At 53.0% G+C, this 22,548-nt stretch carries 24 protein-coding genes and 1 tRNA gene; 15 read left to right on the top strand and 10 right to left on the bottom strand.

Annotated elements, in window-relative coordinates; translation table 11 throughout:
• The first annotated feature begins 67 nt into the window (after positions 1-67).
• Genes A6301_RS03260 through ccmI form a run of 7 tightly spaced genes read left to right on the top strand, consistent with a single transcriptional unit; the run spans position 68 to position 5,332 of the window.
• The gene (locus tag A6301_RS03260) at positions 68-808 is read left to right on the top strand and encodes a heme ABC transporter permease (protein WP_205542743.1); all 741 of its coding nucleotides are present in this window, start codon (positions 68-70) and stop codon (positions 806-808) included.
• Positions 805-1,026, top strand: a complete 222-nt coding sequence (gene ccmD, locus A6301_RS03255) for a heme exporter protein CcmD (protein WP_107167633.1) — start codon at positions 805-807, stop codon at positions 1,024-1,026. Before A6301_RS03260 ends, ccmD begins: the two co-directional genes overlap by 4 nt.
• On the top strand, positions 1,023-1,505 hold the full coding sequence (ccmE, locus tag A6301_RS03250) for a cytochrome c maturation protein CcmE (RefSeq protein ID WP_107167632.1): 483 nt from the start codon (positions 1,023-1,025) through the stop codon (positions 1,503-1,505). The genes ccmD and ccmE overlap by 4 nt, the downstream gene beginning before the upstream one ends.
• Positions 1,502-3,457 (top strand): heme lyase CcmF/NrfE family subunit, encoded by a 1,956-nt coding sequence (locus tag A6301_RS03245; RefSeq protein ID WP_234257090.1) that lies wholly within the window; start codon positions 1,502-1,504, stop codon positions 3,455-3,457. The genes ccmE and A6301_RS03245 overlap by 4 nt, the downstream gene beginning before the upstream one ends.
• Positions 3,454-4,011, top strand: a complete 558-nt coding sequence (locus tag A6301_RS03240) for a DsbE family thiol:disulfide interchange protein (RefSeq protein WP_215483103.1) — start codon at positions 3,454-3,456, stop codon at positions 4,009-4,011. Before A6301_RS03245 ends, A6301_RS03240 begins: the two co-directional genes overlap by 4 nt.
• A complete protein-coding gene (locus tag A6301_RS03235) occupies positions 4,008-4,466 on the top strand; it encodes a cytochrome c-type biogenesis protein (protein ID WP_107167629.1) in 459 nt (152 codons plus the stop codon). Before A6301_RS03240 ends, A6301_RS03235 begins: the two co-directional genes overlap by 4 nt.
• Positions 4,463-5,332: a c-type cytochrome biogenesis protein CcmI gene (gene ccmI / locus A6301_RS03230; RefSeq protein WP_234257089.1), complete on the top strand. Its 870-nt coding sequence runs from the start codon at positions 4,463-4,465 to the stop codon at positions 5,330-5,332. Before A6301_RS03235 ends, ccmI begins: the two co-directional genes overlap by 4 nt.
• A gap of 474 nt (positions 5,333-5,806) precedes the next feature.
• On the opposite strand, the gene napC is transcribed toward ccmI, so the two are convergent.
• Genes napC through napF form a run of 7 tightly spaced genes read right to left on the bottom strand, consistent with a single transcriptional unit; the run spans position 5,807 to position 11,736 of the window.
• Positions 5,807-6,409: a cytochrome c-type protein NapC gene (gene napC / locus A6301_RS03225; protein WP_010276503.1), complete on the bottom strand. Its 603-nt coding sequence runs from the start codon at positions 6,407-6,409 to the stop codon at positions 5,807-5,809.
• A gap of 8 nt (positions 6,410-6,417) precedes the next feature.
• A complete protein-coding gene (napB, locus tag A6301_RS03220) occupies positions 6,418-6,855 on the bottom strand; it encodes a nitrate reductase cytochrome c-type subunit (RefSeq protein ID WP_107167626.1) in 438 nt (145 codons plus the stop codon).
• Positions 6,852-7,715, bottom strand: coding sequence for a quinol dehydrogenase ferredoxin subunit NapH (gene napH / locus A6301_RS03215; RefSeq protein ID WP_205542734.1), 864 nt, complete (start codon positions 7,713-7,715; stop codon positions 6,852-6,854). The genes napB and napH overlap by 4 nt, the downstream gene beginning before the upstream one ends.
• Positions 7,702-8,394 carry a ferredoxin-type protein NapG gene (napG, locus tag A6301_RS03210; RefSeq protein ID WP_107167624.1) on the bottom strand — a complete coding sequence of 231 codons (693 nt, stop codon included), beginning with the start codon at positions 8,392-8,394 and terminating at the stop codon, positions 7,702-7,704. The genes napH and napG overlap by 14 nt, the downstream gene beginning before the upstream one ends.
• Positions 8,395-8,399: 5 nt before the next feature.
• The gene (napA, locus tag A6301_RS03205; protein ID WP_234257088.1) at positions 8,400-10,886 is read right to left on the bottom strand and encodes a nitrate reductase catalytic subunit NapA; all 2,487 of its coding nucleotides are present in this window, start codon (positions 10,884-10,886) and stop codon (positions 8,400-8,402) included.
• Complete coding sequence (gene napD / locus A6301_RS03200) at positions 10,883-11,203, bottom strand: chaperone NapD (RefSeq protein ID WP_107167622.1); 321 nt, start codon at positions 11,201-11,203, stop codon at positions 10,883-10,885. The genes napA and napD overlap by 4 nt, the downstream gene beginning before the upstream one ends.
• The gene (gene napF, locus A6301_RS03195; RefSeq protein WP_205542728.1) at positions 11,200-11,736 is read right to left on the bottom strand and encodes a ferredoxin-type protein NapF; all 537 of its coding nucleotides are present in this window, start codon (positions 11,734-11,736) and stop codon (positions 11,200-11,202) included. The genes napD and napF overlap by 4 nt, the downstream gene beginning before the upstream one ends.
• 239 nt (positions 11,737-11,975) lie before the next feature.
• Between napF and narQ the strand changes: the two genes are divergently transcribed.
• Both narQ and narP read left to right on the top strand, forming a co-directional pair.
• Positions 11,976-13,694 (top strand): nitrate/nitrite two-component system sensor histidine kinase NarQ, encoded by a 1,719-nt coding sequence (gene narQ, locus A6301_RS03190; RefSeq protein ID WP_234257184.1) that lies wholly within the window; start codon positions 11,976-11,978, stop codon positions 13,692-13,694.
• Between the two features lie 86 nt (positions 13,695-13,780).
• Positions 13,781-14,413: a nitrate/nitrite response regulator protein NarP gene (gene narP, locus A6301_RS03185; RefSeq protein ID WP_107167619.1), complete on the top strand. Its 633-nt coding sequence runs from the start codon at positions 13,781-13,783 to the stop codon at positions 14,411-14,413.
• 372 nt (positions 14,414-14,785) lie between these two features.
• Here narP and A6301_RS03180 read toward each other — a convergent pair whose 3' ends face one another.
• Positions 14,786-15,772 (bottom strand): LysR family transcriptional regulator, encoded by a 987-nt coding sequence (locus tag A6301_RS03180; protein ID WP_205543366.1) that lies wholly within the window; start codon positions 15,770-15,772, stop codon positions 14,786-14,788.
• An 85-nt stretch (positions 15,773-15,857) separates the two neighbouring features.
• Between A6301_RS03180 and A6301_RS03175 the strand changes: the two genes are divergently transcribed.
• The 3 genes from A6301_RS03175 (at position 15,858) to A6301_RS03165 (ending at position 18,006) form a co-directional block, all read left to right on the top strand.
• Positions 15,858-16,520: an alanyl-tRNA editing protein gene (locus A6301_RS03175; RefSeq protein ID WP_234257087.1), complete on the top strand. Its 663-nt coding sequence runs from the start codon at positions 15,858-15,860 to the stop codon at positions 16,518-16,520.
• A 63-nt stretch (positions 16,521-16,583) separates the two neighbouring features.
• Positions 16,584-17,354: a 2OG-Fe(II) oxygenase gene (locus A6301_RS03170; protein ID WP_107167616.1), complete on the top strand. Its 771-nt coding sequence runs from the start codon at positions 16,584-16,586 to the stop codon at positions 17,352-17,354.
• A 1-nt stretch (position 17,355) separates the two neighbouring features.
• A complete protein-coding gene (locus A6301_RS03165) occupies positions 17,356-18,006 on the top strand; it encodes a LysE family translocator (RefSeq protein ID WP_107167615.1) in 651 nt (216 codons plus the stop codon).
• Positions 18,007-18,372: 366 nt separating this feature from the next.
• Here A6301_RS03165 and A6301_RS03160 read toward each other — a convergent pair.
• Positions 18,373-18,449, bottom strand: a tRNA-Val gene (locus tag A6301_RS03160).
• Positions 18,450-18,790: 341 nt separating this feature from the next.
• Here A6301_RS03160 and A6301_RS03155 point away from each other — a divergent pair.
• Positions 18,791-19,105 (top strand): multidrug efflux SMR transporter, encoded by a 315-nt coding sequence (locus tag A6301_RS03155; RefSeq protein WP_205542724.1) that lies wholly within the window; start codon positions 18,791-18,793, stop codon positions 19,103-19,105.
• 416 nt (positions 19,106-19,521) lie between these two features.
• Positions 19,522-20,313, top strand: coding sequence for an HAD-IIB family hydrolase (locus tag A6301_RS03150; protein WP_234257086.1), 792 nt, complete (start codon positions 19,522-19,524; stop codon positions 20,311-20,313).
• Positions 20,314-20,346: 33 nt separating this feature from the next.
• Here the strand turns inward: A6301_RS03150 and A6301_RS03145 are convergent, their stop codons facing one another.
• A complete protein-coding gene (locus A6301_RS03145) occupies positions 20,347-21,120 on the bottom strand; it encodes a DeoR/GlpR family DNA-binding transcription regulator (RefSeq protein ID WP_205542722.1) in 774 nt (257 codons plus the stop codon).
• A gap of 253 nt (positions 21,121-21,373) precedes the next feature.
• Here A6301_RS03145 and A6301_RS03140 point away from each other — a divergent pair, with 253 nt between their 5' ends.
• Positions 21,374-22,504 carry a metallophosphoesterase gene (locus A6301_RS03140; RefSeq protein WP_234257085.1) on the top strand — a complete coding sequence of 377 codons (1,131 nt, stop codon included), beginning with the start codon at positions 21,374-21,376 and terminating at the stop codon, positions 22,502-22,504.
• Positions 22,505-22,548: the final 44 nt, after the last annotated feature.

Below are 22,548 nucleotides of genomic sequence, written 5' to 3'. Positions count from 1 at the left end.
TTTCCGATCTTAGGATCGCCTTTATCGTCCCGTTGGGATGAGTTTTACGCAGAGTGAGCACACGATTATGTTGAGAAAAAACTATCAGCTTACGCAGCCGGATCGCCTTTATGGCCTTTGCGGCAGGCTTATCCCTTGGGTTGCCCTGATCAGCGTAGCGCTGCTGATTGGCGGTTGCCTGTTAGGGTTTGGGTTTGCGCCTGCGGATTACCAGCAAGGGCAAGGATATCGCATCATGTACCTACACGTGCCAGCCGCCGTGTGGTCGATGGGTGTCTATGCCGTAATGGCAATATTTGCACTGATCGGGATGATTCGGCAGTCAAAAACAGCGGAGCTTGCCGTGGCGGCGATGGCACCGGTCGGCGCGGTGTTTACCTTTATTGCGCTGACGACGGGAGCCACCTGGGGCAAACCGATGTGGGGGACCTGGTGGGTGTGGGATGCGCGCCTGACGTCCGAACTCGTTCTGCTGTTTCTGTACGTCGGTATCATCGCGCTCTACAACGCATTTGACGATCGCCGTCTTGCTGGCCGTGCGGCAGCCATTCTGGTGCTGGTTGGCGTGGTGAATTTACCCATCATCCATTTCTCGGTCGAGTGGTGGAATACCCTACATCAGGCATCGACAAAAATGCAGAAAACTATCGATCCCGCTATGCGCCTGCCGCTACGCATTATGATGCTAGGGTTTATGAGTTTGTTCGTGACGTTGTCACTCATGCGGTTGCGTAATCTGATACTGGTGCAACAGCGTCGCGCCCCTTGGGTTGCTGCGCTGGTCAATAAAGGAGGAATAGCACGATGAACATCGCCTTCACAAGCTGGCAGGATTTTTTTGCGATGGGTGGCTATGCCTTGTATGTCTGGCTGGCAGTGGTGTTAACACTGTTACCGCTTAGCGCGTTGATCGGACATACCTTCTGGCGTCGCCGTGCTTTATTAAACGACATCCGCCGCCAGCAGGCACGCGAGCAGCGTAAGAGCACGGCGCGTCAGCCGGCAGCAATGGAGGTGGTGCAATGAGTGCCCCGCGTAAAACCCGCCTCTATGCCATTCTGGCCGTTGTTTGCGGCACGGTGTTGACGGTAGCACTGACGCTCTATGCATTGAGTTCAAATATCGATCTCTTTTATACGCCCAGTGAAATTCTTTATGGCAAGAATGAAACGCAGGAAAAACCTGCCATCGGGCAGCGCCTGCGCGTGGGTGGCATGGTGATGCCGGGCAGCGTGCGCCGTGACAGCCAAAGTCTGGAAGTCCGCTTCACCGTTTATGATGCACAGGGTTCAGTTGATGTGACTTACAACGGGATGTTGCCCGATCTCTTCCGTGAAGGGCAAGGGGTTGTGGCGCAGGGTATTCTGGATAGCGACGATCATATTGCCGCGAAAGAAGTGCTTGCCCGCCATGACGAAAATTACACGCCACCGGAAATTAAAGCGGCGATGGAAGGGCAGAACGGCCATGCCTCTGCGGTAGCGACAGAGGGTAAACCGTTATGATGCCTGAAGTAGGCAACTATCTGCTGTGTCTGGCGCTGGGTGTTGCGCTGTTGCTCAGCGTGTATCCACTATGGGGGGCGTCGCGTCAGGATGCACGACTGATGGCACTGGCTCGTCCCCTTTCCTGGGTACTGTTCGCATGCATTTTGGCTTCCTTCCTCGTGTTGGTACATGCGCTGGTGATCAATGATTTCACCGTCCTTTATGTCGCAAACAACTCAAACCGTGCACTGCCGGTGTGGTATCGCGTGGCGGCGGCATGGGGTGCACATGAAGGATCGCTGCTGCTCTGGGTGCTGCTGATGAGTGGCTGGACCTTCGCCGTGGCGGTCTTCAGCCGGGGAATGTCGCTGGATGCGGTCGCCCGCGTGTTAGCCGTTATGGGGATGATTAATGTCGGCTTCCTGCTATTTATCATCCTGACGTCGAATCCCTTTACGCGTACGCTACCGGACTATCCGATTGATGGACGCGATCTCAATCCGCTGTTGCAGGATGTCGGGCTTATCTTCCACCCACCGCTGCTTTACATGGGTTATGTCGGGTTTTCCGTGGCGTTTGCGTTTGCGGTTGCCTCGTTGCTGGCGGAACGACTGGACAGCGCGTGGGCTCGTTGGTCTCGGCCGTGGACACAGGCGGCCTGGTCGTTCCTGACGCTGGGTATCGTGCTGGGTTCAGGTTGGGCCTATTACGAACTGGGTTGGGGCGGCTGGTGGTTCTGGGACCCGGTGGAAAATGCCTCATTGATGCCGTGGCTGGTGGGTACGGCGCTGCTGCATTCGCTGTCGGTTACCGAGAAACGCGGCAGCTTCAAGGCCTGGACGGTACTGCTGGCTATCGGCGCATTCTCGCTCTGCCTGCTGGGAACGTTTTTGGTGCGCTCCGGCGTACTGGTGTCGGTGCACGCGTTTGCCTCCGATCCGGCGCGTGGCATGTTTATTCTCGCATTTTTGGTCATTGTTATCGGTGGTTCGTTGCTGCTGTTCGCCATCAAAGGCAATCGGGTGCGGGCGCGGGTCACGAATTCGCTCTGGTCGCGTGAAACGTTCCTGCTCGGTAATAACCTGATCCTGATGGCGGCCACATTGGTTGTGCTGCTGGGAACGCTGTTGCCGCTGGTGCATAAGCAGTTGGGGTTGGGCAGCATTTCGATTGGCGCTCCGTTCTTCAACATCATGTTTACTCTATTAATGGCTCCTTTCGCCCTGCTGCTGGGCGTGGGGCCGCTGGTTCGCTGGCGGCGTGACGAGCCGCAAAAGCTGCGTAAGCTGTTACTGGTAGCAATGGCCGTCACTGCTGTGTTGTCGCTGCTGCTTCCCTGGCTGTTGCAGGATTCCCTTGTTGCCATGACGGTGGTCGGTCTGTCGATGGCGCTGTGGGTATTTTTCTTAACGGTGTACGAACTGCACACCAATTCCACTCGACGTCACGGCCTGCTGCGTGGTTTGGCCACACTCTCACTGAGCCAGTGGGGCATGGTGTGCGGCCATATAGGGTTGGCGGTGACGGTGGTGGGTATCGCCTTCAGTCAGAATTATAGCGTTGAGCGAGATGTGCGGATGCGGGCAGGCGACAGCATACAGATCCATGATTACCGCTTTACGTTTCAAGGCGTGCAGGATGTGGTGGGGCCGAACTGGCACAGCGGTAAAGGGACGATCGAGGTCACGCGTAACGGCAAGCCGGAGGCGATCCTGACGGCGGAAAAGCGCTTCTATAACACCAGCGGTGCGATCATGACGGAAGCGGCGATTGATGCGGGTGTGACGCGCGATCTCTATGCGGCTTTGGGTGAAGAGTTGGATGACGATAGCTGGGCGGTACGACTGTATTACAAACCCTTTATCCGCTGGATTTGGTATGGCGGTGGGCTGATGGCGTTGGGTGGCATTCTGTGTATGTTCGACCCGCGCTATCGTCTGCGTCGGGCTGTGAGGGAGACATCGTCATGAGTCGTAAGATTTTGTTAATCCCGTTAGTGCTGTTTTTACTGCTGGCTGTTGCCTTGCTGTGGCAACTGGTGCGGAACAGCGGCGGCGACGATCCGATGCGGCTGGAATCTGCCTTGATTGGTAAGCCAATCCCTGAATTTCGTCTCGAATCTCTGGATCAGGCGGGAAAGGTGTATAGCCAATCTGAGTTGAGCGATGGCAAACCGCTGTTGCTAAATGTCTGGGCGACCTGGTGCCCAACGTGTCGGGCGGAGCACCAGTTCCTCAACACGCTGGCGGCGCAGGGAATCCGCGTCGTGGGCATGAATTATAAAGATGAGCGCCCCAAAGCGGTTGAATGGTTGAAGACGTTAGGCAATCCCTATGCGATGAGCTTGTTTGATGGCGACGGTATGTTGGGGCTGGATCTGGGCGTGTATGGTGCGCCGGAAACCTTCCTGATCGACGGGAAAGGCATCATTCGCTATCGCCATGCGGGCGATCTCAATATGCAGGTGTGGCAAGAAACGCTGCAACCGCTGTGGGAAAAATACAGCAAGGAGGGCGGCGCATGAGAGTGTTTAGCTTACTTGGTGCATTGCTGCTGTCGTTCGGCGTCCTGGCGTCATCCGAGGTATTGCGTTTTGACAACGACACACAGGAGCAACAGTTCCGCGAGTTGACCATGCAACTGCGCTGCCCGAAATGCCAGAACAACAGTATCGCTGATTCCAATTCGATGATTGCCTCAGATATGCGGCAGAAAGTGTATGAACTGATGCAGCAGGGGCAAACGAAAGAGCAGGTTGTCGATTACATGGTGGATCGTTACGGCTACTTTGTGACATATGAACCACCGATCACGCCTTTCACGATCTTATTATGGCTACTGCCTGGGCTGTTTCTGGCGGCGGGGGCAGTGATAATTATTCGGCGCGCGCGTCGTATCAAGAGTGCCAAAGAACCGATGAGCGAACAGGATAAAAAGCGTTTGCAGACGTTGTTGGGACATGAGGGGAAATCGGAATGATGTTACTGACAACCATCATTGTTTTATCACTGATTGCATTGTCTGCGCTGCTGCTTGCGCCATGGTCGTCACGAGGCGAATACGATCGCGATACGATCAATCAGGCGTTGTATCGCGATCGTCTGCGCGAGCTGAATGGCGATGTTGTCAACGAGCGTGAACGAGCGCAACTGGTTGAAGAGCTCCAGCATACGCTGTTGCAGGATATTCCTGGCGGGGCGAAGGCCGTGCAGCGTCCGCTGAGCCGTTGGGTTTTGCTGCCGGGGGGCCTGCTGCTGGTCATCGTCAGCCTCGGCGTGTTTTGGAAGACTTCTGCGGTTAATCGGGTGCAAGAGTTACAGCAGGTCGTTGCATTAACGCCGGACCTGATGACGCGAGCGCTAGATGCGGATGCAGAACCACTGACCATCGAAGAGGTGGCACGCCTCGGATTGGGGTTGCGCAGCCAGTTGGAGGCACAGCCAGACAATGCACAAGACTGGTGGATGTTGGGACGCATTGCGGGCTTGCTGAGTAACTACGACATGTCTGTACAGGCCTTTGCCAGAGCGTTTCAGCTCGATCCGAAAAATACGGATCTGGCGCTGGATTATGCCGATCTGCTGTCTCGATCCACCGATCCTCGTGATAGCCAACGCGGTGGAGAAATGCTGCGTGAACTAATGAACTCCGGCTCGACCAATGTGCGCGTGCTGAGCCTGCTGGCTTTTAATGCCTATGAAGCCCAGCGTTATCAGGACGCGATTGACGCCTGGCAAACGATGCTAAAACTGTTACCGCAAAACGACACGCGCCGTGCGGTCATCGAGCGCAGCGTGGCGCAGGCGAAAGCGTCACTGTCGGTGCAGGCGACCACGGGGAAGTAGATCCTTTTTATCTTCATCATCAATAACAAAAGGGCGATATATCGCCCTTTTTTCGTTTCTGTTGTTACGGTGAAGGTTTCGTGCGCAATAAGCAGGGTAACTCTTTGCAATTGTTGCAGTGAAGATTTCGAGCGTAAAGAATTGCGCTGAGGTGAGCGTGGCCGCCGGATGAGCGGCATGGACGCCGCGAAAGTCTGCGCCGTGCTGGGAGCACGTCGCAGGCGGTTCGATCAGCGGATACGAGCGCCGAAGGCACCGCGAAGCGGCGTAATTCCCCGCGAAAAGCCAGGGGTCGCGGGGCGACGGTAATTGAGCCGCCCCGCGTCGGGCGCGTGCGACGCGAGTTGCAGAAAATCACGTGGCTTACTGCGCACGAAACCTTCGCTGTAATTACAAAATTATTTGAGAGGAACGGATACTTCCGCTTGTGTTGAGGACGGCATACGCCGTCCCGAGTGTTACGAAGGGGGCGGGTTATAACCCGCTTTTGACGCCGTGCATGTCCGGCAGTTTGTGTGCGATGCCCTTGTGGCAATCGATACAGGTTTGGCCGAGTTTTATCGCTTCGCTGTGTTTTTCCGCCGCGACTGTTTTTTGCCCTGAAAAATCCATGTAGTCAAAGTTGTGGCAGTTGCGGCATTCCTGAGAATTGTTATTTTTCATGCGCCGCCATTCGCTTTGCGCCATCGTCAGTCGGTGTGCTTCGAACTTTTGTGGCGTATCAATGGTACCCATTATTTTGCCGTACAGCTCTTTGCTGGCTTGAATCTTACGTACCATTTTGGGCACAAATTCATGCGGAACGTGGCAATCCGGGCAGGTGGCGCGCACGCCGCTGCGGTTGCTGTAGTGTGCGGTTTCCATATATTCCTGATAAACGGTATTGCGCATTTCATGACAGCTGATGCAGAACGCCTCGCTGTTGCTCATTTCCATGCCTTTCTGGGACGTCGCCAGAAAGAAAATACCGCCTGCGAAGCCGATAATCAGCAGCGTTCCCAATGCTAACCGACTTGGGCGGCGCCACCATTGCCACAGTTGGCGCAACAACCGTCCTACTTTTCCTGGTTGTTTCATAGCAAACCTCACTGTCCAAAGCCTTTAGAAGGGGTGAACGTGTTGCCGGTAATCGGCGAACTATCCGCCTGTGGCACGTGGCATTGCAGGCAGAAATGGCGTGCAGGCGCCACATTGCTCAGCACTTTGCCATCTCTATCGACAAAATGGGTTGGGCTGACGCGGGGAGCGCTGGTGGAACGGTAGCTCTCTACGCCGTGGCACTGTAAACAGCGGTTAAAAGTTGGAGTGACCTGATAACCATCCACGCTATGCGGGATCATCGGCGGTTGGTTGACATAGTTGAGCGCCATACGCTCCTGCTGCTTCGGCATTCGGCTATTTCCCGGCTGTGTCGCGGCGACTTCCGGCGATTGGCTTAAATCGACCTGTGCAGTGGCTATCGCACTGCACATTATCGCTAGGGCGGTGATCCAACGAAACCATCCCATTCTCAGGCTTTTCATGACTTTGCTCCCGATTTCCATCTAAGGGTTATTTTAAAAACGTCTTCAGCGCAGACATCAATACAGCGTCCGCATGTTATGCAGTCACGGTCAGCGATCTGTACCGGACTGTGTTTATCGAGCAAGGGCGCGCGCAGCACCTGCGGCTCTGGACAGACATGAAAGCAGTCCATGCAGCGCGTACAGCGTTCACGCTCTGCGGCATCCACAACCAGTGCGCCTTTCGCACCAAGCGCACCATACAGCGCGCCAGTCGGACAGAGGTGCCCGCACCAGCCGTGTTCCACGACCAATAAATCAAACAGAAACAGCGCCAGCAGCAGCCAGATACCCGCACCAAATCCGAAAATTAGCCCACGACCCGCCAGTGAGACGGGGTTGACCCATTCCCACAGCAGCCCACCCGTCAGTGCACTCCCTGCCAGAATAAATATCAGCAGCAGGTAGCGCAGGTTGCGGGGGAGTGTTGCCGAGGCGGTGATGCCGAAACGACGACGTAGCCAGGCGGCTAAATCGGTGAGTGGATTCACAGGGCAGACCCAGCTACAGAACAGACGCTTACCCGCCAGCGCATAGCTCAGGGCAATAATCAGCGCCCCGATCAGCGCAAGAGCGGCGGGCAGATGACCGCTAGCCAGACTTTGCAGCACCATTAGCGGATCGCTAAGTGGCACGGTATCGAACAATCGGCTGGCGCTGTAGTTACCGCGCAAAATCCAGAACCCTAACAGTGGGCCACTGAGGAACATGAGCAGCACAAGAGATTGGATCAGGCGGCGCAGTACCAGCCATTGATGGCTGCGCCACCAGCCTTTTTTCGCCCGAGCTTCTTGTCCGGCGTCTTGCTTACGATTTGCCATCGCGTGCCTCCAGCCAACTGAAACGGTAGTGGTGTCCGAGTTCGCCTTTTGCCAACGCACGCGGCAAGACCTTTATCGCAGGTTGTTCCAGCACGCAGGCCTTTTCACACTTTCCACAACCTGTACAGATATTGCTATGTACCGTGGGTAGAAAACGGGCATGTTTTCCGGTTCGGGCATTGCGCTCTGGTTCCAGTGTGATGGCGCTGTCGATGAGAGGGCAGACGCGATAACACACATCGCAGCGTAACCCCTGATAGTTCAGGCAGTTTTCCTGATCTAACAACACCGCCAATCCCATGCGGGCATCATCGATAGTATCCAGCGGCTGTAACGCACCGCTGGGGCAGGCGACGACGCAGGGAATGTCCTCGCACATCTCACACGGGATATCGCGAGCGACAAAATAAGGGCTACCGGCTGCGGGGCCGGAGACCAGCGTCGCCAGCTTCAGCGTATCGTAGGGGCAGACCTGAACACATTGCCCACAGCGGATGCAGGCACCGGAAAACGCCGCTTCAGGCAGCGCACCCGGCGGCCGCAGCCGGAGTACGTCAGCCTGAGCGCGTCGCTGCTGAATGCCGAGTATCGTCACCGCTGCGGATAAACCCGCTACGGCACGAACAGCGTCACGCAGAAAACGACGGCGAGCGGGTGGTGAATTCTCCGGGCGTGCCATGTTCTCTACACCTTAGCCAGCTTGACGGCGCATTTCTTAAAGTCCGTTTCTTTCGACAGCGGATCGGTGGCATCCAGCGTCAGAACGTTGGTCATCTGCGCGGCGTCGAAGAACGGCATATACACCAATCCGCGCGGCGGTTTGTTACGGCCACGCGTTTCAACAACGGAAACGACTTCACCACGGCGCGAGATAATGCGGACTTTTTCACCGCGACGCAGATCGCGCGCTTTGGCATCCTGCGGGTGGATAAACAGCACGGCCTCGGGAAAGGCGCGGTGCAGTTCCGGTACGCGACGCGTCATGCTGCCAGTATGCCAGTGCTCCAGCACGCGGCCAGTGGAGAGCCAGAGATCGTACTCTTCATTTGGCGCTTCGGCGGCAGGTTCGTACGGCAGCGCGAAAATCACCGCCTTGCCATCTGGCTTACCGTAAAAACGGTAGGCTTCTCCTGCTTTCACGTAAGGATCGTGTCCTTCGCTGTAGCGCCACTGCGTTTCCTTACCGTCAACCACCGGCCAGCGTAGCCCGCGAACCTTGTGATAGGCATCGAACGGCGCCAAGTCGTGGCCGTGTCCACGGCCAAACGCGGCATATTCTTCAAACAGGCCTTTTTGCAAATAAAAACCAAATTCGCGCGATTCATCGTTCAACTGATTTTCCGCTAATTCACTAAGCGGGAAGCGCGTGGTGACATCGTTCGCAAACAGCACGTCGTAGAGCGTCTTGCCGCGATAGGCGGGTTTCTGCGCCAGCAATTCTTCCGGCCATACTTCCTCTACGGCGAAACGCTTGGCAAAGCTCACGACCTGCCACAGATCCGATTTTGACTCACCCGGCGCTTTAACCTGCTGACGCCAGAACTGCGTCCGACGTTCGGCGTTGCCATAGGCACCCTCTTTTTCCACCCACATCGCGGTAGGTAAAATCAGGTCGGCTGCCAGCGCACTGACGGTCGGATAGGGGTCGGAAACCACGATGAAGTTACGCGGATCGCGCCAGCCCGGCATACGTTCCTGATTGATGTTCGGGCCTGCCTGCATGTTGTTGTTACACATCACCCAGTAGGCATTCAGCGTACCGTCTTTCAGCGCCCGATCTTGTGCGACGGCGTGCAGACCAATTTTCTCAGGGATCGTGCCTGTCGGTAATTGCCACAGTTTTTCCGCTATCGCGCGGTGTTTCTCGTTGGTGACCACCATGTCGGCTGGCAGGCGGTGGGCAAAGGTGCCGACCTCACGCGCGGTGCCGCAGGCAGAAGGTTGACCGGTCAACGAGAACGGCCCACAGCCCGGCTGAGAGATCTTGCCGGTCAACAGGTGGATGTTATAAACCAGATTGTTCGCCCAGACGCCGCGCGTGTGCTGGTTAAAGCCCATCGTCCAGTAGGAGATCACTTTCTTCTTCGGATCGGCATAGAGTTTTGCCAACGCTTCCAACTGGTCAGCAGGAACGCCGCTGATCGCGACTGTTTTTTCCAGCGTATAGTCTGCGACAAAAGCTTTGTATTCTTCAAAACTCATCGGTTCGGACGCATCGGAACCGGGATTTTTCGCCGCTTTTTCCAACGGATGCGTCGGACGCAGCCCGTAACCGATATCGGTCGCGCCTCTGCGTAGGTTCACGTGGCGGGTAAAGAACGCCTCGTTTACCGCATTGTTTTGAATAATGTAGTTGGCGATGTAGTTGAGAATGGCCAGATCGGTTTGCGGCGTAAACACCATACCGTTATCCGCCAGCTCAAAACTGCGGTGCTGGTAGGTAGACAGCACGGCGACCGTGACGTTGTTGTTCGACAGGCGGCGGTCGGTAATACGTGACCAGAGAATCGGGTGCATCTCCGCCATGTTGGAGCCCCACAGCACAAACGCATCGGTCTGCTCGATATCGTCGTAGCAGCCCATGGGCTCATCCATACCGAAGGTGCGCATAAAGCCCACCACCGCCGATGCCATACAGTGGCGCGCGTTCGGGTCGATATTGTTGGAACGGAAGCCCGCTTTGAACAGTTTGGCAGAGGCATAACCTTCCCAAATCGTCGATTGCCCAGAGCCGAACATGCCTATCGCGTTCGGACCTTTCTCCTTCAGCGCGGTTTTGAATTTTTCCGCCATAATGTCAAAGGCGCTGTCCCAAGAGATCGGAGTAAATTCGCCTTCTTTATCGAATTTACCATCACGCATACGCAGCAAAGGCTGAGTCAGGCGATCCTGCCCGTACATGATTTTAGGCAGGAAATAGCCTTTGATACAGTTTAGTCCGCGGTTAACCGGCGCTTCGGGATCGCCCTGGCTGGCGACAATGCGCCCATTTTGTGTCCCGACCAGCACACCGCACCCTACGCCACAGAAGCGGCAGGGCGCTTTATCCCAGTGAATAGCGTCCGATTGCTCGGTCGCGGCGCGAACCGCGATAGGAATGGTGATGCCTGCGACCGCGGCGGCCGCAGCAACCGCGTTCGCCTTCATAAAGTGTCGTCGACTGAGTTTCATGGTATTTCCTCACCCTGAGCTTGTTGATCAAGAGGTTGTTCATCGAAAGCAAAAGATTGTTCATCAAAAGACGGTTCATCAAGCTGGTGATAAACCAGCGAAACCGCCAATACGCCTGCAAGTTCGCGTATTGACGCTATGTGTTTTAATAGCGTGTCTTCTGAATCTGACTCCAGCACTACGGCCATTTTTCCGGTATCACTATCGCTGGCGGCAACGTCCACATTGGGTAATTTTTCCAATGCGTCGTTCACTGCGGCCATACGCTCTGTGTTGACGTGTACCACTACACTGCAAACATGCCAGACTGTGTTCATCGGTTTTCCTGTTGCGTCGTGAGACGCGCTGGCGCGGTGTGATGCCCCGCTGTTATTTTTTTCATCGACATGGCACCGACGGGGCACCCTGAGATGCAGGCGCCACAGGTGGTACAGGCGTCATCCTCGATCGACGGTGCAGCAACGCGCCCGATGGTGGGGCGAAACCGTATCGCACCGGTTTCACAGGCATCCTGACAGCTGCGACATTCCACCTGGTGTAGCGATAAACAGGCATCCTGAACCGTCAGGTGATATTCCCACGGTGTGGTGTGACTCTCCGCGAACAGCGCTTGTGGACACGCGCGAGCACAGTCGTAGCAGAACGTGCATTCGCCGCGCTGAAAATCGATGGTGGGAAAGCCCCCCGAACCACGCTGAATGATCCGCGTTCCGCAGGCCTCAACACAGGCGTTACAACGCGTGCACTGGCTCAGAAAATGGCTTTCAACACCACTCCACGGCGGACGCAGCGCGTTATCTGCCCGCTGTAGGCCACCGGTCAGTAAGGAACGTCGGGAGAGATTAGTCATGGCAGTTTGTCGCTCTGGCACTCGATAAAATATCCAATAAAAAACACGTTGTTTTTATAGGGGTTACACTATGCTCCCTAGGCTGTATGCGATAATCACCCTTTAGAGGTAAATGGGGGTGCCGGATCAAGCTTATGTAGGATTCGTGCCTTATCGGCTTGCCTGAGCTCGCGGGGATCGTGATAGTGACGCCAGAAGCCACTTCACTCGTATGACGTCAAAGGGGATTATTCGTCGTGATGGTCAAACGTCCTGTTTCTACCAGTCTGGCTCGCGCCTTTTTTTATATCGCGCTGCTTTCATTCCTGACGACGGGCATTGCGCTGCTGACGTTAGCCAGCGGTTTACGTGATGCAGAAGCGATCAACGTTGCTGGCTCCATGCGTATGCAAAGCTATCGCATGGGGTATGACCTACAGGGCGACCGCGCAGCGTTGGAATCGCATCGTCACCTCTATGCGCAAACGCTGGATTCCCCGGTTTTTCACCTGTTGGATCGCTGGTATGTGCCGCGTGATGTCCACGATCGCTATACCGCACTGTTACAGAGCTGGAAAATGATGGATGAGCGCCTGAGCGCAGGGGATAGAGGGTGGTATCAGGACAATATTGTTCGCTATGTCACACAGATCGATCTCTTTGTGCTGGCGTTGCAACATTATTCCGAGCGCAAGATGATGATAGTGGTTGTGACATCAATAATTGGTTCGATCACTATCTATATACTGATCTTCTTTACGCTGCGCCGTATTCGTCGTCAGGTGGTTGTGCCGTTGAATAAGCTGATGGCGGCCTGTGCATCCATTGAGAAAGGACGTTTTACCCATTCGCGGCTGGATATCAATCTACCTAACGAATTGGGATTACTGGCGCAAACCTTCAGCAGCATGACTGACGAATTGCAAAAGCTCTATCGCTCTTTGGAAGACAAGGTACGGCAGAAAACGCTGCGTTTGCAGGAAGTGAACCGCATGTTGAAGGTGCTGTACAACTGTTCTCAGGCGATGAATGTTAGTACGATCGACAGGCATTGCTTTCAGCAGATTTTGCAAATTGTTCGTCGCTATGAAACGGTCGGCTGCCTGGAAATGCGGGTAGGGGAGAACTGGCTGTTATGTGAGGGGCAATCGGACGCGCAGATTGCGTGGCAGGCGTTACCCATCCGTTTGCAAGAGGTTGAATTTGGGCAGTTACGGTGGCAGGCATCAACGCAGCAGCCGTCGGCACAGTTGATGGAAAGCGTCGCCAATATGCTGGGGCGCGGCCTCTATTTTAATCAGGCGCAGAAGCACTACCAGCAGCTGTTACTGATGGAAGAACGTGCCACCATCGCGCGTGAACTGCACGACTCACTGGCCCAGGTGCTGTCTTACTTGAATATCCAGATGACGTTATTAAAGCGTGCGGTCGCGGAAGAAAATGCGCAGGCTCGGCAGATCATCACCGATTTTGAACAGGCGTTGAGCGATGCTTACCGCCAACTGAGAGAGTTGCTGGGAACGTTCCGGCTGACGCTGCAACAGGCTGATTTGCCTGCGGCGATGCAGGAAATGATTGAACCGCTAAGAGCGCAGACCCAGGCGACGATTCATATCGATTGCCGTATCCCTACGCAGGCTCTGGATGCATCACAGCAGGTTCACCTGCTGCAAATCATTCGTGAAGCGGTACTGAACGCGATTAAACATGCGCAGGCGGCGGCAATTACCGTCAACTGTCGTACGCAGCCCGACGGCAGCCATTGTGTCGATATTCGTGATGACGGCTGCGGCATTGTCAATCAAGAGGAACCCGCTGGGCATTACGGTTTAAATATTATGCAGGAACGCGCCGAACGCTTAGGTGGCCGGTTATCTATTGGTCGCCATCCTGAAGGAGGAACGCAGGTTAGCGTCCGTTTTTCGACGCCGACCACAGCGCGTGAACGCGACAATACGAATAATCTCTACCCTGAATAATTCGAGCTGTGCACATGCCGCTTGAAAGATAACAGGGATAAATCATAAATAAAAAATAATAGATCTATATTACATTGGGGCTGGGCATGTCAGAAAAACCATCTTATCGCGTGTTGATCGTCGACGATCATCCGCTTATGCGTCGGGGAATTCGTCAGTTACTGGCAACGGATGCCATCTTTAACGTGATTGGGGAAGCCAGCAATGGTATGGAGGCGCTGAGCCTCGCGAATCGGGATTCTCCCGATATCATCTTGCTCGATCTCAACATGAAAGGATTAAGCGGGTTGGATACGCTGCACGCGCTGCGGCGTGATGGGATCTGCGCTCGTGTGATTGTGCTGACGGTTTCGGATGCGCCGAGCGATATTTATGCGCTGATGGACGCGGGTGCTGATGGTTACCTGCTTAAAGACAGCGCCCCGGAACATTTATTGGATTCCATCCGTAGCAGTGATGCATTTAGTGAACAGGTGCGTGACGTGTTGCGCCACCGTATCGCCATAAAAGAAACGCCGTCACCTTTTACCGTATTGACGGAGCGTGAACTGGATGTGCTTCAGGAAGTGGCATCAGGGCTATCCAACAAGCAAATCGCCGCGGTGCTGTATATCTCAGAAGAGACGGTAAAAGTGCATATCCGCAACATGCTGCGCAAACTCAACGTACGTTCCCGCGTTGCTGCCACGGTGCTGTATCTGGAAACTCGCGGCCAGTAGCCTACCTGCACGTTAAACAGGCGTGGTAAATAGGGCTTCTGGATTGCTTCCAGAAGCCCGGACGCTTATTCACGAAGGAGGGAAAAGACTCATTATTATAGGGATCGTGACGAGAGCGAGCAGTAGCGAGGCGATGATCGATAACGCGATCCTATCCGGCTGATAGTTATACTTCCTGGCAAAAACAGACACACCAGCGCCAATTGGCTGAGCGGCCATGGCTACCGCAGTGGCTAGCCAGATCTCCTGAGAATGACCCATCCCAAAGAGATAGACGGCTATCGAGAACGTGATGGCGGGCTGTATCGAAAGGCGTTGGCACAATACAAGGTATTGGTGTCCAGTGTTGTCTCCAAGCCCGTTCAGCCGATGCTACCTTGCAGCTTCTGGCGATTCGTACGGTGGTATCTGGGGCTGTGTCGATTTGCTGGGCTGATCCAGGGTTGGCTCTTGGTCTAGGCGTTCGGCCATAAAGCTGATGAATGCACTAAGCTTTGGAGCCAGATGCCGCGTTGGTGGATAGAGCACCCAGGCCGCACCACAGTAGTTAGTCTCGAATTCCCAATCGGGAAGCACTTGCACGATCTGACCTTGTTGCAGCGCATACCGTGCTGTGAAATACGGCAAACTGCCAATTCCTAGGTGGCTTAGCACTGCATCAAGTCTCGCTCCTGTGTGATTCACTGCATAGCGTCCATGCACTTTGATACGCACAGATTTTCCATTGCGTTGGAATTTCCATCTGGAATCGCCTGGCTCTTCGCCCAAAAAAATGCAGTTGTGTGTTTTTAAATCATGGGGATGGGAAGGCGTTCCGTAGCGAGACAGGTACTCAGGCGTTGCGCAAATCATGTGGCTGATGTCAATTAACCGCCTCCCCATCAATCCAGGAGATGGGCGATCCGTAATACGAATAGCTAAATCTACATGTTCGTCGATCAAATCCACGTAGCGGTCATCTAGTTGTAGTTGCACGTTAATCTTGGGATAGCGAGCCAGGAAGTCTGCGATATGTGGATGGATCACGAAACGCCCCACAGCTTTCGGAACGCTAACCCGAAGCAGCCCCTGTGGCTCGGAATTGATTTGCCCAGAAATGGCCATCACCGCTTGTGCGGCGTTGACCATATCGACACAGCGGGCATGGACCTCATGCCCGTTTTCGCTTAGCCGTAATTTACGCGTCGTGCGCTGCAAGAGACGTGTGCCCAGCGCTTTTTCCAGGCGAGCGACCGAACGACTGATCGCTGAGGGAGTCGCACCCAACTGGCGAGCTGTCTCGGAAAAACTGCCTGTTTCGACCACTTTGACGAAGACTGCCATTTCACCCATCAGGGCGATCATTTGATTTGTGCTCATGAGGCAAAAATTATTTGATTTTACGGCGGATTGTGTCATTCAAAGCATATAAATACAATCGGGTTTTATTTAAAGGAATAACCATATGACGCGAAAGTTGTATTGGAAAAATGACATAACAGAGGCGGAAGTTGACGTTCTGGAGTGTAAGCAATGTGCTGACGGTCGCTATGGTTTGCTCTTAGACGCCACACCTTTTCACCCGCAAGGCGGAGGGCAACCAGCAGACATTGGCAAGATTGGAGATGCAGATGTTTTTGGTGTGGAAATCGTCGATGGTGAGATCATCCATTACACCCAACAGAGGGTTGCTCTAGGGCTCGCGTTGGCCAGAATTGATCCAGCTCGGAGAAGGCACCACTCCAGACTGCATTCAGCAGGTCATCTTATCGGCCATGCTCTGGAATCTTTGGCTTGGCAACCAGTGAAAGCTCACCACTGGCCGGACGAAGCTCATGTTGTCTTCAAGCCCCTCGACGACGCTAAAGCAGTCGATATGCAAATTGTCCAGCGTCATTGCGATGAAATGATTGCGCGTAATTTGCCATGTAAGGTTCAAATCAGCGAACAACAATACCGGCAAGTGGGTTTTGGTGATCTGAAACCTTACGGCTGTGGCGGTACGCATGTTACGGCAACAGCGGAGTTACAAGGCCTGCAAATACTGTCAGTTAATTCGAAGAAAGGCCAATTGATTATTCAATATCACGTTAAAGATGCAGAAAACTCGAATGGGATAAGCGCTTAGATTGCCATCAATAATCTGGTTCTCTGGCTGAAGGAAGTATGATCAAAAGGAAAAGGATGAGATATGTTAATAGAGCTTGAGCGCTTGGAGTGTGGTGCGATCGAGAGGCTTGTGCGCGAGGATGTCTTAGCAATCTGTGTAAGAAATTTCATCGCTGAAAACGTTGCCGAGAAACTCTCTGAGCAAATTATGGGGTATGGATTTCAAAAGTATCTGAACGCCCCGAGTATCGGCAGAATTGGAATGGCTTTTTATGAGGCAGATAATCAGCCGCCGCTGATGGCGAATTACTTTGAAAATGCCTTTGACAACATTGATGAATTGAGAAAACGCTGCACTCCTTATGTATCGCCGATTGATTTGCTCAGGTGTATGTTGGATGAAGTGTGGCCGGCAGGTGCCCAACTTGAGACATTGTATGGGCGTAAGATGTATGTTGGACTGTCACGTGTCGTCAATCCTGGGGTGACATTCTTGGCGCACCACGACATCTTTGCCAAGGATGCGCCAGACAGTTTTCAAGCGCATAGCCTTCAGGCACAGATGGCTGCAAATGTCTACTTATCCATGCCTAGTGAAGGCGGATCTTTGCAGATATGGGATCAACCGCTATCTCCAGAAGCTTTTGACGAATTGCGTGGCGATAGCTATGGCATTGAACCCGCAATCTTGGGTGACGCTACATTGGAGATATGCCCTCAAGCAGGCGACCTTATTCTTTTTAACTCACGCCGCATGCATGCGGTCACGCCTGGTACCGATAGTATTCGCCTCAGCTTGTCGTGCTTTGTCGGCTACCGTGGTCCTGCAATGCCGCTAACTTTCTGGAGCTGAGATGGCATTTAACTACCTGGGGGAATTTCTTTCGCTTGCTGCCATACACTTTCTTGCTGTTGTCGCTCCAGGCCCTGATTTCGCTGTGACAATCCGTCAGAGCATACGTTATGGTCATCAAGCTGGAATGGCGACCGCAATCGGTATCGGTGCGGGCATCTCGGTACATGTCATCTATACCTTGTTGGGTATGGGGGCATTGATGCATGCCACACCTTGGCTGCTGCTTACCGCCGAGTTGGTCGGTGCTAGCTATTTATTTTACCTCGGTGTTGCTTTCATCCGGCAGGCGGGCCAACAAACGCAAGAACCGTCTCCAGATACTGAAACTGGAACCAAGAGTTTTCGTGAGTCTTTTATGTTGGGGTTCCTGACAAATGCCACTAATCCAAAAGCAACCTTGTTTTTTCTGGCCGTATTTACCACTGTGGTCAGTGCATCTACGCCCTTGCGCATTCAGGTGCTTTATGGCGGCTGGATGTGCCTTGTCAATGCAAGTTGGTTTGTACTGGTTAGCTTGATATTTGCCAATGAGAGCATGCGCCAGAGATTTTGGCGTATCGGGCATTGGTTTGAACGTCTCATGGGGCTATTGCTTCTCGGATTTTCGATACGTCTTTATTGGGTGGCATTTAGTGAGGTTATGGGGTGACGAGTTAAAAGATTAATCACAGTTCTTGATTGTCGTTATAAAATAAAAGGGCAATACGATGTCCAGTGCGTAAACCACTTCAGTTGAAAACGCCGCTTTTTGAACTGCACCCCAAAAGTTGAAGACTCAACTGATTAAGGTGCATTTTTTATGAATAGTCCTTTGACGCGCCTGATTAGACACAGGGCTGCATTTGGGTTCTCACTTGTACTGGTTAGCCGAAATAATCTGAACCCGAATCAATCAGTAGAGGAAATAGGTGAAAATATTGAGTTTATTTTGATGATTTAACAAGACGCGAGTAGGGGAAATTCAATTCACATCCATTAGCCTACGGGCGTAGGATAACATTTACAGAACATGAATTGGTACGACCGAGTGGACTCGAACCACCGACCCCCACCATGTCAAGGTGGTGCTCTAACCAACTGAGCTACGGTCGTACAGGAGATAACATTTTAATCAGTAACGTTTTGATTAGAATGCTTTTCTTCATTCCAGCGTTTGGAATGGGCGCTATTATGGACGGCTCTGTGGCTGGTGGCAAGCGCTTTGTTTATCATCTTCTTTCAAGTGCCGAATGTTTAGCCTAATTCGTCGAGTGAAACCGCTGTGTCAGCAAAATATATCACTTTGGCTGATTGGCGTACCGTTTGTGCCAAGGCTTTACTCCCTGATAGCGCGACGCTATCGTATCGCGGTACATCATCCTGACAGGGGACGGCCCCTGACGCGAAAAGGACTCACGGGACGACCCTTATTCGATGTTTAAGGAGAACTGGGTATGGCCTGGTTTCTATTAGCGCTTGCTGGTCTATTTGAGATTGTCTGGTCTTACAGCATGAAGCTTTCTGATGGATTCACGAAAATGGGCGCGTCAGTTGTCACGATCGTTGCCATGATTATTAGCTTCGCGCTGTTATCAATGGCGATGAAATCCCTCCCTTTGGGCACGGCCTACACCATCTGGACAGGAATTGGTGCAGTAGGCGCGTTTGTTGTGGGATTAGTATTCCTCAATGAACCTGCGAGTGTGATGAGAATTATCGCTGCGTTGTTGATCGTCAGCGGCCTGATTCTGATGAAGCTGTCTTCATAGCGTGAATTTTCTGAATAACGTATTGCATTTAAACGTCAGGTTCATCTGAGCGCGAGTTTCGCTCAGCGTAAACTCCGCTTTAACATTTGGCGTGTGGCAGAGCCATCACTATCGTGGCTCTGTTACTGAGCCTTTCTTCCTTTGCTCACTATTGATTGATTTTGCTTCTTGTTGCGAATTATCAATAAATGCTATGCTGCATTTCGCGTAAAATTTCAATAAACCCGGCGTAAATTAATCTTTATTGTATATTTAATGCTCATTGTCCGTGGTGAATTCATTACCGAGCTATATCGAGCATTGCTGTTAAATCGCCATGTCAGTTATCTAACACACCGCGCAAAAGTTGTTCAGATGGGCTGTTCCCAGCCTGAAACGCGGCTGTCTGTGTACGTACAATCTGAAAGGGGAGTGGAATGATCAAGTTGGTAATTACCGATCTGGATGGCACGTTTCTTCACAGCGATGGCGATTACAACAGAGTCTTATTTGCCGAAGTCTATGCATTAATGAAAGCGAAGGGCATACAGTTTGCTGCCTGCACGGGTAAGCAGTGCGAGCGGGTGGAAGCGCTTTTTGGTGATGATGCAAAAGATATCTGGATTTTGGGAGACAGTGCCACGCGTATCAAGCATCAGGGAGACTATGTTTACCAATCGCTCATCAAAAACTGCCTTGCTTTAAGCCTGATTGGCGTGCTGGAAAGCATAGACGACCAGCATGTGGTCATTGGATGTACCCCAAACGGGGCGATGGTAAAAGAGACAATCAGTCCTGATTTATTGGAAAAGATAAAAAAATCCTACACTAACGTGACGTTGATACCCAGTTTTTCTGCCGTCACCGATGACTTTGTGAAAATCACGGTTTATGACCCAGCAGGACACTGCCACGAGACGGCAAAGTATCTCGATGCGTTTCACGATCATGTTTATATCGTGGTTTCCGAAGCCGCCTGGATCGATATTGCCAATGTCGGTGTACACAAAGGACACACCGTAGAAATCCTTCAGGATAAATTGGCGATTATGCCAGAGGAAACGATGGTGTTCGGCGACGGTTACAATGATATTGAGCTGATGAGCCGCGCAGCCTACAGCTTTGCCATGCGCAATGCGTTTGAGGAAACTAAAGCCGCAGCGAATTTTATCGCCCGCAGCAATGACGACGACGGGGTACTCAAAACGATAAAGCTGCTACTGTCGTGAGTTGAGTCGGCAGTCGCAGGGGCTACCGCTATATTATTTGGCAATAATCAGATCCAGATTTTTTTCGCTTAATGCGCTCTGGCTAGCAGGGGCGATTTCGTCATCGGTCACTAGCGTGGCGATCTCATTACACTCTGCGACGCGATAGCGTGCCAGAGCGGAGATCTTATTGGCGGTCAAAGCCACGATAACCTCGCTGCTGCGGGTGACCAGACATTTTTTGAATTCAGCATCGTCATATTCAAAAACGGTCAGGCCTTCATTGGCATCAAATGCACAGCCTCCTAACAGGCATTGATCGAAATACATCTTCTCTAACTGCCTGAGCGTATCGATCCCAATTGCGCCACCGACCTCTTTATGGATTCTTCCGCCAAGAAAAATCACTTCCACATCCTGATGCCGTAGTAATTCTGTCGCGATAATGGGCGAATTGCACACGGCGGTAAATTTTAGCCCCAGTGGAAGTTGTTTCGCCACTGCCAGATTAGTGGTGCCAGTGTCAAAGAAGACGCAGCTGTTAGGTTTTATCAGCGGGATAACGGCCTGAGCAATGCGATCTTTTTGAGCAGCATCAATACTTGCCCGACTGGCAAAATCGATAGCCTCTGGCGGCATGATGACGGCACCGCCGTAGACGCGCTTGCAGGCACCGGACTGTGCCAGCTCTTTCAGATCGCGCCGTATGGTGTGCTCAGATACATTTAACTCGCGTGAGAGCTGTGTGCAAACGACTTTGCCTTCCTCACAGAGGATCTGCCTGATTTTGGCCTGCCGTTGTTCGGGAAAGTCGGTGTAATCGAACATAAATGTCCTTGGTTAATCAATATCATGCACAACCTGCTGCCAGATAGCCGGTTTTGCTTTATATACCGAATAGAATCGCGTCATGTTAATCCGCCCCCTTTGGCAACACAACACCTCTACCACGTAGATCCACAATATGTGAACCTCGCTGTAAACGGTTTGACACAATATATTGCGATCACTATAAAACGTGCTGTGGGATATCACGTCAGCGCGACCATATCGGCGCACCAATTAAGAGAGAAAAACATCCGTGTTTCATGTCATTACTGGGCTTATCGCCCTCTATGTTATCTGGCGTCTGGTCTGGCGCTTACGTGTCGGCGTGCCTGTTAAACGCACGCTGGCGGTGTTATTGATGCTGGTTTCGCAACATCATCTGATTACGCGCACTTTTTTTGGCACGATGGCGTCGCCTGAAGTGCCCGCGTTTGTCCTGATGCTGCTGGGATGGGCTTTTAGCGCACTGCTGATATCTGCATTCCTGCTGTTGGCCACCGATCTTCTCGGCATGGTGGGGCGCTTTTTATCCCAGTCAGTTGGACAGGTTCTGCTGAACAATATGGCGCTGCGTGGCGGAATGGCCGTTGTGGCGATGGGGCTGGCGGCTATTGGCGTGTGGGAAGCGGTGCGTGTGCCTGAAGTGCGCACGGTTGAAGTCGAGTTGAAACAATTGCCGCCTGCGCTGGGTGGTTTCCGGTTGGTGCAGCTAACGGATTTACATGCTAGCCGTTTGTTGCAGCGCCCCTGGATGGAAGCCGTGGTGGCAAAAACCAACGCGCTTAAGCCCGACCTGACGGTGATTACTGGCGATCTGGCTGATGGTACTGTCAACGCCCGTCACGATGATATGGAGCCGCTGCGTAACCTGACCGCGCCACACGGCGTGTTTGCCATCGTGGGTAACCATGAGTATTACGTGGAATATACGCAATGGGTGCAACGGCTGAATGCGCTGGGGTTACGTATGTTGCTCAACGAACATGTGTCGATTAGCCGTGATAATGCAGCGTTTGTACTGGCGGGTATCACCGATCGCACTGCCGCTGATTTTAAACAACGCCTGCCGGATACTCGTGCTGCGCTTGAAGGAATATCGCCGGATACCGCTGTCGTTCTGCTGAGCCATCGACCCACGGGGGCGAAAGAGAATGCGCGTGCTGGTGCTGATTTACAGCTCTCCGGCCATACGCATGGCGGCCAGATACTAGGCATGCATTGGGTGACGCAGTTGGCGAATGAAGGCTATGTCTCCGGTAGCTATGACGTCGATGGCATGCATCTGTATGTCAGTAATGGCGCGGGTCTATGGAACGGTTTTCCGGTTCGATTAGGGAAACGCGCCGAAATTACCCAGTTCATACTCCGTTCGCCTGCGCCGTAGTTTTTTGCGGTAGCTGAATCAGTGGCTTCCTGAAAGAGGTCACG

This window comes from Pectobacterium sp. IFB5596, assembly GCF_021432585.1.
Classification (GTDB): Bacteria; Pseudomonadota; Gammaproteobacteria; order Enterobacterales; family Enterobacteriaceae; genus Pectobacterium; species Pectobacterium punjabense.
Note: the sequence above shows the minus strand (reverse complement) of the source record. Positions and strands in the feature narration are given on the sequence as shown.

Bases quoted from the DNA above. Each gene is read 5' to 3' on its own strand.
- napD (WP_107167622.1), bottom strand. From the start codon at position 11,203: ATGAACACAGTCTGGCATGTTTGCAGTGTAGTGGTACACGTCAACACA.
- napA (WP_234257088.1), bottom strand. From the start codon at position 10,886: ATGAAACTCAGTCGACGACACTTTATGAAGGCGAACGCGGTTGCTGCG.
- A6301_RS03145 (WP_205542722.1), bottom strand. From the start codon at position 21,120: ATGTTCGATTACACCGACTTTCCCGAACAACGGCAGGCCAAAATCAGG.
- A6301_RS03170 (WP_107167616.1), top strand. From the start codon at position 16,584: ATGTTAATAGAGCTTGAGCGCTTGGAGTGTGGTGCGATCGAGAGGCTT.
- A6301_RS03260 (WP_205542743.1), top strand. From the start codon at position 68: ATGTTGAGAAAAAACTATCAGCTTACGCAGCCGGATCGCCTTTATGGC.
- A6301_RS03175 (WP_234257087.1), top strand. From the start codon at position 15,858: ATGACGCGAAAGTTGTATTGGAAAAATGACATAACAGAGGCGGAAGTT.
- A6301_RS03240 (WP_215483103.1), top strand. From the start codon at position 3,454: ATGAGTCGTAAGATTTTGTTAATCCCGTTAGTGCTGTTTTTACTGCTG.
- ccmD (WP_107167633.1), top strand. From the start codon at position 805: ATGAACATCGCCTTCACAAGCTGGCAGGATTTTTTTGCGATGGGTGGC.
- napC (WP_010276503.1), bottom strand. From the start codon at position 6,409: ATGAAACAACCAGGAAAAGTAGGACGGTTGTTGCGCCAACTGTGGCAA.
- A6301_RS03150 (WP_234257086.1), top strand. From the start codon at position 19,522: ATGATCAAGTTGGTAATTACCGATCTGGATGGCACGTTTCTTCACAGC.
- napF (WP_205542728.1), bottom strand. From the start codon at position 11,736: ATGACTAATCTCTCCCGACGTTCCTTACTGACCGGTGGCCTACAGCGG.
- napG (WP_107167624.1), bottom strand. From the start codon at position 8,394: ATGGCACGCCCGGAGAATTCACCACCCGCTCGCCGTCGTTTTCTGCGT.
- ccmI (WP_234257089.1), top strand. From the start codon at position 4,463: ATGATGTTACTGACAACCATCATTGTTTTATCACTGATTGCATTGTCT.
- ccmE (WP_107167632.1), top strand. From the start codon at position 1,023: ATGAGTGCCCCGCGTAAAACCCGCCTCTATGCCATTCTGGCCGTTGTT.
- narP (WP_107167619.1), top strand. From the start codon at position 13,781: ATGTCAGAAAAACCATCTTATCGCGTGTTGATCGTCGACGATCATCCG.
- A6301_RS03180 (WP_205543366.1), bottom strand. From the start codon at position 15,772: ATGAGCACAAATCAAATGATCGCCCTGATGGGTGAAATGGCAGTCTTC.
- napB (WP_107167626.1), bottom strand. From the start codon at position 6,855: ATGAAAAGCCTGAGAATGGGATGGTTTCGTTGGATCACCGCCCTAGCG.
- narQ (WP_234257184.1), top strand. From the start codon at position 11,976: ATGGTCAAACGTCCTGTTTCTACCAGTCTGGCTCGCGCCTTTTTTTAT.
- A6301_RS03245 (WP_234257090.1), top strand. From the start codon at position 1,502: ATGATGCCTGAAGTAGGCAACTATCTGCTGTGTCTGGCGCTGGGTGTT.
- napH (WP_205542734.1), bottom strand. From the start codon at position 7,715: ATGGCAAATCGTAAGCAAGACGCCGGACAAGAAGCTCGGGCGAAAAAA.
- A6301_RS03235 (WP_107167629.1), top strand. From the start codon at position 4,008: ATGAGAGTGTTTAGCTTACTTGGTGCATTGCTGCTGTCGTTCGGCGTC.
- A6301_RS03155 (WP_205542724.1), top strand. From the start codon at position 18,791: ATGGCCTGGTTTCTATTAGCGCTTGCTGGTCTATTTGAGATTGTCTGG.
- A6301_RS03165 (WP_107167615.1), top strand. From the start codon at position 17,356: ATGGCATTTAACTACCTGGGGGAATTTCTTTCGCTTGCTGCCATACAC.